Here is a 13,388-nt window from a genome sequence, read left to right on the forward strand (position 1 = left end):
TATCGGACGGTAAAAAGCGCCAGCGTGTGTCGAAGCTGTTGTTAAACTACGGAACGCGCGTGCAAAAAAGCGTGTTCGAACTGTATGTGACGGATGCGCGGCTTACGCAATGTGTCGGCGAGCTGCGCACACACATTACTGACGTCGATTCAGTGCGTATTTACAATTTAGGTGTAGCAGGCGCCGAGCAAACGTTACTGCTTGGCAATGCAAAGGCGATTCCAACACCGACGACGCATCTCATTATTTAGCTGTACAAGGAAGGTAGTATTTGGTAACATAAAGGAAGAATCAGTGGTGCATTTTGTGCCGCAAAACATGGTGCACTTTTCCGCTAAAAACAGCGGTCACCATACATATATCACTATAATAACATTTACACGAAAAAGGCTTTGGACTATGTGTTACATGCTCATTTCACTATATCGAAATAATCCCTGAAAATCCCAAACGAAAATGCACCAGTCACCATGTAAAACGGCTGTTGAAACCGTTGGGGCAGTAGGGGTGAAAAACGGTACTGTGTAAATGGCTAACTTTGAGTAAGAGGATTAACACCACAACTCGCCCCAATTAGCAGGGAATAATACGTTAGTGTAAATGGCTAACTTTGAGTAAGAGGATTAACACTTCTGGTTCATTCAGTTTTACGTACAGACAAAGCTGATTGTGTAAATGGCTAACTTTGAGTAAGAGGATTAACACGAGCGTATTTCGCAAGCAGCTGCATCACTGCCTCTAACTTCGTGTAAATGGCTAACTTTGAGTAAGAGGATTAACACAATCTTTCCCCGTTGCAGCGTGGTGTTGTACAACTTGTGTAAATGGCTAACTTTGAGTAAGAGGATTAACACATATCGTTACGCGCATTGATTTCTGCCATCGCATCTTTATGTGTAAATGGCTAACTTTGAGTAAGAGGATTAACACCTTCCAGTTACTTCTGATACTGTTGAAATAAAACAACCCCATGTGTAAATGGCTAACCTTGAGTAAGAGGATTAACACATTCAGACACGATTGTGTCTATTTCATTCTTAGAGTGTAAATGGCTAACCTTGAGTAAGAGGATTAACACTGATGAAATTTCTTTTTCCTGACGACCTTTATTTCGCCCGTGTAAATGACTAACCTTGAGTAAGAGGATTAACACATCTAACTTCACTAATTCACGACCAGATTTCTTATCGTGTAAATGACTAACCTTGAGTAAGAGGATTAACACCGTTAACTGAAACCACATGCCCTTTATCGTTTCGAACAGTGTAAATGACTAACCTTGAGTAAGAGGATTAACACTCCCTCCAGCATATCTAACGGCTTTTCTAGCACCGGTGTAAATGACTAACCTTGAGTAAGAGGATTAACACATGTTAGTTTCGATACCGCCCGTGTGCTTACTACCGAGTGTAAATGACTAACCTTGAGTAAGAGGATTAACACAAAATCTCAACGTCTAGGATTCGAAAGCGGTATTTCAGTGTAAATGACCAACCTTGAGTAAGAGAATAAAAAAGACGACTGCTTCGTATTGCCCCGAAGTTGTCGTCTTTTTTGCGTATATCCTATAATGTGGCGACTGCGATGTGCACAAAAAAGCCGCCTCGAATCGTTTCAGGCGGCTACAAAATTTACATATGTCGTTTTAATTTTTCGAGCTCGTCGATAGACAGACCCGTTGCTTGTTGAATTGTTTCAAAATCGACGTGTAATGCAAGGAAGTTTTTCGCTAGCTGTAGTCGTTCCTCATGGCGACCTGCTGCTTTTCCTTTTTCAATCCCAATTTCAATCCCTTTCTCTACGCCACGTATTTCACCTAACTCGATGCCTTCCTCAATTCCTTTATCTTTTGCATCACTCAATCTCGCCTCATCGTCAATGATCGCCTTCAGTCGCATCTCATACGCAAACCGTGTCTCCGGCGTCTGACTAAGCTCTTCCCATGTCCCAAACGCATCAATTAAGTTTTCGTCCTTCATCGCGAGTTCCTCCAATTCCTCATAAATTTCGGTATACACTTTTTCTTTCCGCGCGTCGACCATGCCAAGCAGCAGTAACCATCTAGCTAAAATATCGTCCAGTGGCTGTAATTTTTTGTCGTGCCACGCTTTCAAAAATTTATTCATCTCGATAAAATGCACTTCCAACACGTCATCGATTGGTCGCAAACGCTTCAACTCCGCGTCCTCATACAAATGATACGTCGTGTGATAGTGCGCTAAATCATTAAACACCGTGAAGTTGCAAATATTAATCGTAATCGTCTGCAAAAGTGTACGATAACCTTTGCCCTTCTCTAATTGTTTCGCAAATAAACGTGACCAGTAATACAACGTGCGTTTCATCATATCGTCTTGATTCGACAACTGCATTTCGATATTAATATGCTCACCGGACTGCGTTTTCACAAGCAGGTCGAGACGTGATTGCTTGTCGCCGTCGTATTGACCGCCGAGCTCCTCGTTCAAAAACGTTACTTCTTTGATTGTATCGCGTCCTGTTCGTGCTAAAATCGCGTTCAAAAAGACAATCGTAATATGCTTATTGCGCTCGCTGCCGAACAGTTGCTTAAAGGCAAAGTCCACTTTCAAATCAATGAGCTTGTGCAGCGGAATGCGTCGCAATGCTTGTTGATTCATCGAAAATCACCTCTGTCATTAGTTTTAATTATAGCATATGAGCAGGTCGAACCATCGTCGAGCAAACGTCGCAAAATGAAAATTTGCTGTACAAAAAAGGTGGGAATTGGTAAGCTAAAGAAAGAGAAAGTGGTGCATTTCGCATCGCAAAACATGGTGCGTTTTGTCGCTAAAAACGGCGGTCACCATACCTATGTCACTATAATAACATTTACACGAAAAAGGCTTCGGACTATGTGTTACATGCTCATTTCACTATATCGAAATAATCCCTGAAAATCCCAAATGAAAATGCACCAGTCACCATGTAAAACGGCTGTTGAAACCGTTGGGGCAGTAAGGGCGAAAAACGGTACTGTGTAAATGACTAACCTTGATTAAGAGGATTAACACCTCTTGATTAAGAAGCTTAATAGCTTTTCATCTGGTTGTGTAAATGACTAACCTTGATTAAGAGGATTAACACTCAAAGAAGTACTCCTCAGAGTGGTATGAGGACATCGTGTAAATGACTAACCTTGATTAAGAGGATTAACACTACATTTTCATCGCGGAATACGGCAAAAACGCTTATGTGTAAATGACTAACCTTGATTAAGAGGATTAACACTTCTTACACTATGGTTGTAAAATGACAACTCTTCATGTGTAAATGACTAACCTTGATTAAGAGGATTAACACGAATGTTCTTACGCATGCGATTAACAGAATTCCTTCAGTGTAAATGACTAACCTTGATTAAGAGGATTAACACGTTTCGAGCATTGCTAATTTCCTCTGTGTAATGCTCTTGGCGTGTAAATGACTAACCTTGATTAAGAGGATTAACACCATCATGGGACGGTATCGCAACTAAAAACGGCTTTGTACGTGTAAATGACTAACCTTGATTAAGAGGATTAACACTGCACTAAGCCGTTGCGATTGTATGCGTACACAGCACCTTTGTGTAAATGACTAACCTTGATTAAGAGGATTAACACACTGCAGCATCGATATCGTAGTCATTTCCTGAGTGTGTAAATGACTAACCTTGATTAAGAGGATTAACACGAAAATTTTTCGCTGACGTTTGACCAAATCGCTGTCGCGTGTAAATGACTAACCTTGATTAAGAGGATTAACACTAACGCTTTGCGATTTGCTGATCCGTATACGCACGACGGTGTAAATGACTAACCTTGATTAAGAGGATTAACACTGTTAGCATTTGCAATTCGCGTTCTACAAGCGCCAGTGTAAATGACTAACCTTGATTAAGAGGATTAACACCTACACTGAATATGACAAAACATAACGATGCAGTAAAAGCAGTGTAAATGACTAACCTTGATTAAGAGGATTAACACTCTTGCTGTTGATTTTGCGGACAGCCCCATCATAACCGTGTAAATGACTAACCTTGATTAAGAGGATTAACACGAGAGTTAATTCGATTTTTTACGATGTTTACATTCTTTTCGTGTAAATGACTAACCTTGATTAAGAGGATTCCAAACCACACAAACGAAAAAAGCGACTGCACCATTATTCCGGTGCGGTCGCTTTTTTTCGTTATTTTGTGAAAAAGTCGTCGAGCTGTTGGACGTTGCGCATGATGCGGTCGTTTCGTACACCGACTGCTTCAGCTAATGTGATCGAAGCGGCGGCGCGTGTTGTCGTGTCGCTTTGCTCGTCAAACGCAGCGGCAATTAAGCTGTCGTAGCTATTGAACGTTTCGGTAATGCGCTTGATAATGTCGGCGTATGCGGAATCGACGCGCGTTTGAAGCTCGTCCATATAAGCGAGACGGGCATGTTCGAAGCGTTCGTCTTCGATGTGGAGCTGTTCTTTTGCAAATGTACATACCATCATCGCACTCGTGCTGCCAATAATGGCACCGAGTATCGGAATCGGAATGAGCGCTTGCCCAATCGTTGCGCCCGTTGCAGTCATCGCCGCTTCAAAGCAAATCGCTTGTCCTTCGAGCAGCACGTCGTCGAATGTCGTTTCGCCTTTTTTGTAGTCGGTAAGAAGACGGGCGATGCCAAACGATGCACTCGTCATCGCGCCAGCAAACGGTGCACTGAGCGACGTGACATTCGTGAGCGTATAAATGGAAGCGGCTGTGACACCGGATTTACTACCTGCTTGTATGACGTCTAAGCCAATTTCTTGCCAATCGTCTGTCGTGAACGCATGAATCGGTGTGCCGCCTTTTATTTTTTTATAAATGCGAATCGTTGCGGTAATGGAGCTGCTAACGGCAAATGCACCTGCGCTCACTTTTGCGCCTTCTTTCCATGAAGGTTGCAGCTGTTGTTCGAGTGTGTGCATGCGTTTTGTTTTCGTATCGTCAATGTGTTGTAGCTGCTTCGTCTGTTCCTCGGAAAGCTGCTCGTAATGACGATGAACGGTTTCGTACGCATTGATCGTTTGTACGTCGTCATATGTCGAAACGGAGCGCTGCACAACTTCTTCAAACGGACGCCCCGTCAACGCTTCAATTTCGGCCACTTTTTGCAACAGCGTTTGTGCAGTGGCAGTCGGGTTCGGTGTTGCGCGAAGCTGTTCAATGATGTCAAACTGGTCTTGTGGAATCGTATAGCGCATCGTATCGTGCTCGTACGTGACAAAATGCTTCAGCACACCATTTAATGTCTGCATCGGTGAGTTGAAAAATTTCGACTGCGTATCGATGCCATTTGCGATATAGTCAGTTGGAGCAGTACGTGCTACACTGTCAAACGTCGCTACTTGTGGTTGTCCTTGCAGCAGCGCCCACGCATTTGGCACATGCACATCGAACTGCTCGGCAATTTCGCCATGCTTCGTTTTGCTAGAGCCGAGTATGTGCTGTGGCGAGCTTAGAAATTCGCGTATTTGCGCAAGTGGCTGTAGTGCTTCCTCAAAGCGCGTATGCTGGACGTCGTGCTGTTCGCAAGCAAGGGCAATCGTATCGTTCATTTGCTGTGCGATGTTCGTCGTTTTCCAATCGTGAAAGGCGTTAATATTTGCGGCAATGAGCTGTTCAGAAGCAACGCGCATTAGTCCACCACGTCCTTCATAAACAGTGCGGAAAGTGCGAGTGTGTTGTTAACAATTGCGAGTAGCTGCTCACGTTCTGTTAACGAAAATGCCTCGTATGAATCAATATGTGCCGCTCGTTCACGAAATGTCGTCACATCTTTATACAGTGCATGCATCAGCTTAGACGTCGTGTCGTTCAGTGCATCAATGTTGTGCTGTAACGCCTGTAGCTTATGACGTTCTACAATGACATTAAGTCGCTCTTGATCTGCTTTTAACGCGGCTTCTTTATTTTTCTTACTCGTTAGCACACCGCCAACAACTAAGCTACCGACGCCGATTGACCAACCGATCGGACCGGCAAATGCAAGTAGCATATTGCCCGCTGCCATTCCACCGCCTCCTGCTGCGACCGCTCCGCCACCAATCCAAGCGAGCGCCGCATTCGTTGCCGCCGCCCCACTTAATGAAGAAATCGCTGCGCCTGTTGATGCTGTACCAAACGTCGTCGCAAATGCCATGACCGCGCTCGGAGCTAACGCCGCAATCGCTCCACCTGCTGCCACGCCACCGACAATGCCACCGCCAACCATTTTTTGCATCGTTTTCTCATCATACTCAATGTCACGAAGCGCTTTAAAGCTCGCCATGTTCAGCTGAATTTGCTTGAAGTCTTTGTCGAATGACTTCGGTGTATGCGCCAATGTATTGACATAAAGCTCTACCGTATCAATCACGCCAATGCTAAGCTCGCGCGTTTGATGCAAATCGATCGCCGCTTGCTGCACGACCTTTTGCGTCAAATTGTACAAATCCATTTCCCGCTTCAGCTGTTCAATTGCTTCTTTTTTACTCGAAAAGTTTAGCATTTTTCATCACCTCATTTGTTTATTTATACCATTTATTTTACAGTATATAGTTTACAAATAACATGAATATTGGTACTATTTTCAGTAGAGCAATGGTGCATTTTGTGCCGCAAAACATGGTGCACTTTTTCGCTAAAAACGGCGGTCACCATACCTATGTCAATATAATAACATTTACACGAAAAACGCATTGGACTACGTGTTGTATGCTTGTTTCACTATACTGCGATAATCCCTGAAAATTCCAAACGAAAATGCACCAGTCACCATGTAAAATGACTCGTGAAACCGTTGGGGCAGTAAGGGTGAAAAACGGTAATGTGTAAATGGCTAACCTTGAGTAAGAGGATTAACACCATGTAGTCGTTAATGCTCATTTTTCTTTCCCCTTGTGTAAATGGCTAACCTTGAGTAAGAGGATTAACACTAACAAGTGATTAGGTCATCTTCGAAGCACATAAGTGTGTAAATGAGTAACCTTGAGTAAGAGGATTAACACGACATTTTAGGCTCAGCAGGAACAGTAGCAGGAACAACGTGTAAATGAGTAACCTTGAGTAAGAGGATTAACACATTTCGAAGTAGTAAAAACTAATCAGGAGGTTCAATGTGTAAATGAGTAACCTTGAGTAAGAGGATTAACACAAATACGAAATTTGCGATCCGAAATCTTGCATGTTGTGTAAATGAGCAACCTTGAGTAAGAGGATCAAAAGACGACCGCTTCGTATTATCACGAAGTTGTCGTCTTTTCTCATGTGCATGTAATCCCCATTGTTCGATACGATAAGCAAGTTTGCATAAAAAAAGCCGCCTCGAATCGTTTCGGGCGGCTACAAAAGTTATAGATGTCGTTTTAAGTTCTCAAGTTCGTCAATAGAAAGCCCCGTTGCTTGTTGAATTGTTCCAAGATCCACGTATAATGCAAAGAAGTTTTTCGCTAACGGTATTCGTTCCGCGTGACGACCTTTCATTACTTTTCCTGTAGCTGATGAATTTGTTGCAACGCTAAGCCGGTAAACTGTTGAATCGTGTTTATATCGACATTCGCTGCCAGCATTTGCTGTGCCACTTTTTGAATGCCTTTTTCAATACCACGCTCTTCACCTTTGTCAATCGCATCACTCAATCTCGCTTCGTCATCAATAATTGCTTTCAGTCGCATTTCATATGCAAAGCGTGTCTCCGGCGTTTGACTCAGCTCTTCCCACGTCCCGAACGCATCGATTAAATGTTCATCTTTCATCGCCAGCTCCTCCAATTCCTCATAAATTTCCGTATATACTTTTTCTTTGCGTGCGTCGATCATGCCAAGCAGCAACAACCATCTCGCTAAAATATCATCCAGTGGCTGTAATTTTTTGTCGTGCCACGCTTTCAAAAATTTATTCATTTCAATAAAATGCACTTCGAGTACGTCATCGATTGGACGTAAACGCTTCAGTTCCGCGTCTTCGTACAAATGATACGTCGTATGATAATGTGCTAAATCGTTAAACACCGTAAAATTGCAAATGTTAATTGTAATCGTCGGCAAGAGCGTTCGATAGCCTTTTCCTTTTTCGAGCTGCTTCGCAAACAAGCGCGACCAGTAATACAACGTACGCTTCATCATATCATCTTGATTCGATAGCTGCATTTCGATATTAATATGCTCACCCGACTGCGTTTTTACAAGCAAGTCGAGGCGTGATTGCTTGTCGCCGTCGTACTGACCACCGAGTTCCTCATTCAAAAACGTTACTTCTTTAATCGTATCGCGTCCAGTGCGTGCCAAAATCGCGTTCAAAAAGACAATCGTAATATGTTTGTTGCGCTCGCTGCCGAACAGTTGCTTAAAGGCAAAATCTACTTTCAAATCAATGAGCTTGTGCAGCGGAATGCGTCGCAATGCTTGTTGATTCATCGGAAATCACCTCTATCGTTAGTTTTGATTATAGCATACGAACAGATCGAACCAACGTCGAGCAACTGGCGCAAAATGAAAATTTGCTGTACAAAAAAGGTGGAAATTGGTAAGCTAAAGAAAGAGAAAGTGGTGCATTTCACACCGCAAAACATGGTGCGTTTTTTCGCCAAAAACGGCGTTCACCATACCTATGTCAATATAATAACATTTACACGAAAAAGGCTTTGGACTACGTGTTACATGCTCATTTCACTATATCGATATAATCCCTGAAAATTCCAAATGAAAATGCACCAGTCACCATGTAAAATGGCTCGTGAAACGCTTGGGAGAGTAAGGACGAAAAACGGTACTGTGTAAATGGCTAACCTTGATTAAGAGGATTAACACCATTTACCTTACTCAAAGTATTATCCGTAGTTAAGTGTGTAAATGGCTAACCTTGATTAAGAGGATTAACACAACGTCATCATTAAGCTCCAAGAAGAACTATAATTTGTGTAAATGGCTAACCTTGATTAAGAGGATTAACACGTTCGTATGCGGCTGCGGTGGCAAGTTTTGTTGGTGATGTGTAAATGGCTAACCTTGATTAAGAGGATTAACACCATGCCTATATTTCAATTGCAAACATTTTTTAAGTTTATGTGTAAATGGCTAACCTTGATTAAGAGGATTAACACGATTGCAAATACCGTTATTATATCGTGTATCAACGTAAGTGTGTAAATGGCTAACCTTGATTAAGAGGATTAACACCTCCTTAAATATCAAATTTTGCTTTAATTAATGTTAGTGTAAATGGCTAACCTTGATTAAGAGGATTAACACCTAAGAAAGTCGAAACAAAGCTTTCTTTATGGGAAGCTGTGTAAATGGCTAACCTTGATTAAGAGGATTAACACAAGGTGAAGCTGTTGGTTACATTAAAGATGATGCTGTAGTGTAAATGGCTAACCTTGATTAAGAGGATTAACACGTAAGCCCTAATTTTCTTGTTACCATTGCACTTTTGTGTAAATGGTTAACCTTGAATAAGAGGATTAACACATATCCGATTTGTAGTTGTCTTCCACATAGTTTTCAATCGTATAAATCGAAACCCTCGCCTTAGAGGATCAACCACCTTCTCCACCCGACACTTGCCTTGTGCAGGTGTCTTTTTGTATGCACATATCCCGCAGCACTTTATAATAAGAGAGAATAATAAAAAGGGGGCGTGTGGATGTTACAGTTAATCGAGCCGTTCGTTGGCAAGGTGGCGCGGCAGGAGTTTCACGAGGAGGACGAGCTGACGTATTGCTACAATGCAGCGGGTGAACATATTGCTGATGTGTATGAAGTGAATGGGAATGTTGAAATGATTTCGTATTATGGTGAGAAGGAAGGGGCGCGTATTACACCGCAGCAGCTTCAGCAAATTACATATGATGTGCAGTACGTGTTTCGTATGCTGCATTTGTTTGTGACGGAAGTGAGAGATGATGGCGAATCGTTCGTCGTCGAGCTAAGTATGCGCGAGCCGAAATACCGCGTGTACGTGCCAAACAGTGGCATGCGCATTACGATTAGTTATACTGGCTTTGTTGAGCATGTCGTATTACTTGAAAATGATGTGGAGTTCGTCTATCCAGAGAACATCATTTCGCATGACGAGGCGCGGGCGATTTTACATACGCAACCGATTGTGAAGCTTGGCATTGCACCGGAACTGAACTGGCAATATGCGTACGTGCAAAACTTTGATTTGTATGGCGTTGGGGTGGACGGGCATGTGCGGCTATGGAGCGAGGAGCCTATGATGCAAGATGCGAAGTTTGAAACGTTGCCCGATGTTGAATTGATTTCAGATTTGGACGCATTTTTACTCGGTGGGCGACAAGGTGATGTGACGATGCAGCACCGTGACGAAGAGTATTACTGGCGCATCGACAGTGAGGATGAGGGATGTGCAGAAGAGGCGTCATTTGTGCGAGCGTGCCGCGTCGTGAAGCGAATTAGCGGTGAGGAATATGCGAATTATTACTTTGAGAACCTTGGAAGCATGCGTCATCTGCTAGAGGAAGATGCATATGTGACGCTGCGATTTGTGTATATTATCGATGACATAGCGTTTGATTTTCATGCGATTTCCGTGCATATGAATACGGAGACGAATCAAATTTTATCGGTGTCGCAGTGCATCATTCCGTATGACAAGCTGCGCACGCTGAAAAAGCCGAAGCTCACACTTGCGGAGGCGAATGCGATTGTGTATCAATATGCTGACGTGGAGCTAACGTTAGAGCGTGACATTGATAATCGCCGTCGCTTTTCCTTTGTGTATGAGCTAGTGTACCCGACGTCGCCAACCGGAGCGCATTTGCAGTTTGTTGATGGCTTTACGGGTGAAGTGCATTGGATTTGTAATGACTAAAATACGGACCAAGACTGCGCTCATGCGTCACGACGTACGACCACGTAAACACTTTGTCCACGACGTAAATGTCCTCGCATTCAGCAAACATCGCGGCTGTGAGCTTTGCGGGCTGATTGATGATGAGCACGTCGTCTGAATGGTGACCGAAAACGTAATACGCGCTAGCTAGGTGCTCGGTGAACGCTTCGTTTGCCGCAGTGCCTTTTTCGTGTTGGCGGCGCTCGTAGCTAAAGACGTGCCATAAATAGCCGCAGCTGTAGCGATCACTCAATAAAAAAATTTCCTCTTTTTCCTCGGCTGTTAATGGGACGAACTTGTTTTCCCAGCACTTTAAAAATGCAGGGGCGTAGTAGTCGTAATGGGCAAACGCAATGCGGTGCTTCGTTAATTGTTCGATAAGTGTGTGCATGTATGATTTCCTCCAATTGAAAAACGGTAGCTATGAACAACGCTACCGAAATGTTATTACAGTTTGTTTGCGAGCTCGTCGATTTTGACGGCGACGTGCGTTAGTTCTTCAATTGATTCAGAAATGCTGTGGATGGCATCTGCTTGCGTTTCTGATACGTTCGCTGTATGGGCGATAATGTCTGATACTTCCTCGGCACGCTTTTTCATTTCGTCGAGCAATCGCCCAATTTCGTTTACCGAGTTGGCGCTTTGTTCGGCAAGCTTCGTAATTTCTCGTGCAACGACCGCAAAGCCGAGCCCTGCATCTCCAGAGCGTGCGGCTTCGATACCCGCGTTGAAGCCTAAAATGCGCGTGCTTTTTGCGACGCTGTTGATCATTTCTAAAATTTTTGCGGAGTCGTTCACTTGATTTACTAAGTTTTGCTGTGCGTTTGTAATGGCGCTCATGTACTCTGTTAACGTCGTAGCTGATTCATCGAGTGAAATGGTCGAAGCATGAATTTGATCAGACGACTCGCCGAATGTTTTAGCAATTTCAATGAGCGATACGCGGTTTTGAATGCTAAATGATGCGGCGAATGTACCGATTGCTTGATCGTTTTCGTCACGCACCGGAATGATCGCAATGCGCATGTCGCTGCCGAATTTTGATGCAGGCACCTCGAAAATGTTTTCACGGTTCGTTCGAATGACTTGCACCATCGGATCATCCGCTTCAAGGCGGCGACCGAGGACACCTTCTGGGACGACTTTCACGAGCGGACTTGTAAAGCTAACAACTTTTTCTCGGTCAGAAATTGTGATTACGACGTCTTCTGAAAAAAGCTTCTCTAAAAGTGGTGCAATGCTAACGTAATGCTGTAAGTTTGGATGTAATGTGTTTGGTAAATTGCTCATGAGAAAACTCCTTTAACGTTTGATTCTATTTTACTATTTTACCATGTTTTTAGAAGTGTGTATGTACAATTGACACGTCTATTTTTCGGAAAATGGAAATAAAGTCGATGTTCAGCTCTATGCATCGAGACGGGTAGAGTGGATAGTTAGTGACGCTTTCAATGTGAACAGCAAACAAATAAAACGCTAAAATCGATTCACGTAAAAACCGGGGTTCTAAAAAATTTTTGTAGTGTAACGAAATACTGTCAAATCAACATTTAAGCTACTTTACAATAATGAATAACTATATAATTTCGTTAAATTTTCAAAAGAGCATGTTTAGAAAGATGTGAAACGTTGGTAATATACTAGCAGTTACACATCACACGTAGCAAACGGACTTGAAGGAGGACATACACATGCGTTTACAACATAAAGTAGCCATCATTACTGGTGGGGCAAAAGGAATTGGGGAAGCGGCAGTGAAGCGCTTCACAGAAGAAGGAGCGAAAGTTGTGATTGCAGATATGGATGAAGCTGCAGGAAATGTTTTAGTACAAACATTAACAGCTGAAGGCAAAGATGTTCACTTCGTCAAAACAAATGTCGCTGACCGGGAAAGCGTAGCACAACTCGTTGCTGAAACGATCGATAAATTCGGTACGATTGATATATTAATTAACAACGCCGGTATTACAAATGACGCGATGCTAACGAAAATGACAGCGGAGCAGTTCCAAAAAGTGCTCGATGTCAACTTAACAGGCGTGTTCAACTGTACACAAGCTGTATTACCGACGCTCATCGAAAAAGGCGCGGGTAAAATTGTAAATACGTCATCAGTGAGTGGCACGTACGGCAATGTCGGGCAAACGAACTACGCCGCAACGAAAGCCGCAGTCATCGGTATGACGAAAACGTGGGCGAAGGAGCTCGGGCGTAAAGGCATTAACGTGAACGCGGTCGCACCAGGATTTACGCGCACCGATTTAGTCGCAAAAATGCCGGAGAAAGTGATCGAGAAAATGACATCGGTCATCGCACAGCAACGTTTAGGCGAGCCGGTTGAAATTGCAAATGCGTATTTATATTTAGCATCAGGCGAATCGAATTACGTAAACGGGCACGTACTACATGTAGACGGCGGCATTATGATGTAATTTAAATGTAGTAATGTATTTATGTCTAAATGAATTGCGTAAAAGGTAGCAGCAACTGCCTTTTACGCTTTTTGCAACTTTTCGTGGCTAAA

At 43.2% G+C, this 13,388-nt stretch carries 9 protein-coding genes and 3 CRISPR repeat arrays; of the genes, 3 read left to right on the forward strand and 6 right to left on the reverse strand.

The genetic code is table 11. The annotated features are described in order from the left end of the window. Positions 1 to 26: 26 nt before the first annotated feature. Positions 27 to 251, forward strand: coding sequence for a CRISPR-associated endonuclease Cas2 (cas2, locus tag A6K76_RS07550; protein ID WP_245671968.1), 225 nt, complete (start codon positions 27 to 29; stop codon positions 249 to 251). 271 nt (positions 252 to 522) lie between these two features. Continuing rightward, positions 523 to 1,516: direct repeats of the CRISPR family, unit length 36 nt; unit sequence GTGTAAATGGCTAACTTTGAGTAAGAGGATTAACAC. 115 nt (positions 1,517 to 1,631) lie between these two features. Here cas2 and A6K76_RS07555 read toward each other — a convergent pair. The 4 genes from A6K76_RS07555 to A6K76_RS07570 form a co-directional block, all read right to left on the reverse strand. Continuing rightward, positions 1,632 to 2,639 carry an Rpn family recombination-promoting nuclease/putative transposase gene (locus tag A6K76_RS07555; protein WP_066463675.1) on the reverse strand — a complete coding sequence of 336 codons (1,008 nt, stop codon included), beginning with the start codon at positions 2,637 to 2,639 and terminating at the stop codon, positions 1,632 to 1,634. A 357-nt stretch (positions 2,640 to 2,996) separates the two neighbouring features. After that, positions 2,997 to 4,138: direct repeats of the CRISPR family, unit length 36 nt; unit sequence GTGTAAATGACTAACCTTGATTAAGAGGATTAACAC. Positions 4,139 to 4,194: 56 nt separating this feature from the next. Then, positions 4,195 to 5,667: a hypothetical protein gene (locus A6K76_RS07560; RefSeq protein ID WP_066463679.1), complete on the reverse strand. Its 1,473-nt coding sequence runs from the start codon at positions 5,665 to 5,667 to the stop codon at positions 4,195 to 4,197. Continuing rightward, complete coding sequence (locus tag A6K76_RS07565) at positions 5,667 to 6,518, reverse strand: hypothetical protein (protein ID WP_066463680.1); 852 nt, start codon at positions 6,516 to 6,518, stop codon at positions 5,667 to 5,669. Before A6K76_RS07565 ends, A6K76_RS07560 begins: the two co-directional genes overlap by 1 nt. Before the next feature lie 973 nt (positions 6,519 to 7,491). Then, positions 7,492 to 8,424, reverse strand: a complete 933-nt coding sequence (locus A6K76_RS07570) for an Rpn family recombination-promoting nuclease/putative transposase (protein ID WP_083995323.1) — start codon at positions 8,422 to 8,424, stop codon at positions 7,492 to 7,494. 356 nt (positions 8,425 to 8,780) lie between these two features. Then, a CRISPR array of direct repeats spans positions 8,781 to 9,477; the repeat unit is 37 nt; unit sequence TGTGTAAATGGCTAACCTTGATTAAGAGGATTAACAC. A gap of 175 nt (positions 9,478 to 9,652) precedes the next feature. Here A6K76_RS07570 and A6K76_RS07575 point away from each other — a divergent pair. Further along, positions 9,653 to 10,843, forward strand: coding sequence for a hypothetical protein (locus A6K76_RS07575; protein WP_066463681.1), 1,191 nt, complete (start codon positions 9,653 to 9,655; stop codon positions 10,841 to 10,843). Here A6K76_RS07575 and A6K76_RS07580 read toward each other — a convergent pair. Together A6K76_RS07580 and A6K76_RS07585 are read right to left on the reverse strand one after the other, a co-directional pair. After that, positions 10,809 to 11,255 (reverse strand): DUF4275 family protein, encoded by a 447-nt coding sequence (locus A6K76_RS07580; protein ID WP_066463682.1) that lies wholly within the window; start codon positions 11,253 to 11,255, stop codon positions 10,809 to 10,811. The two genes, A6K76_RS07575 and A6K76_RS07580, sit on opposite strands and share 35 nt — an antisense overlap. A 56-nt stretch (positions 11,256 to 11,311) precedes the next feature. Next, positions 11,312 to 12,154, reverse strand: coding sequence for a methyl-accepting chemotaxis protein (locus A6K76_RS07585; protein ID WP_066463683.1), 843 nt, complete (start codon positions 12,152 to 12,154; stop codon positions 11,312 to 11,314). A gap of 401 nt (positions 12,155 to 12,555) precedes the next feature. On the opposite strand from A6K76_RS07585, the gene fabG reads away from it, so the two are divergent. Further along, on the forward strand, positions 12,556 to 13,296 hold the full coding sequence (fabG, locus tag A6K76_RS07590; protein ID WP_066463684.1) for a 3-oxoacyl-ACP reductase FabG: 741 nt from the start codon (positions 12,556 to 12,558) through the stop codon (positions 13,294 to 13,296). The last annotated feature ends 92 nt before the right edge of the window (positions 13,297 to 13,388 follow it).

This window comes from Caryophanon latum (assembly GCF_001700325.1).
Classification (GTDB): Bacteria; Bacillota; Bacilli; order Bacillales_A; family Planococcaceae; genus Caryophanon; species Caryophanon latum.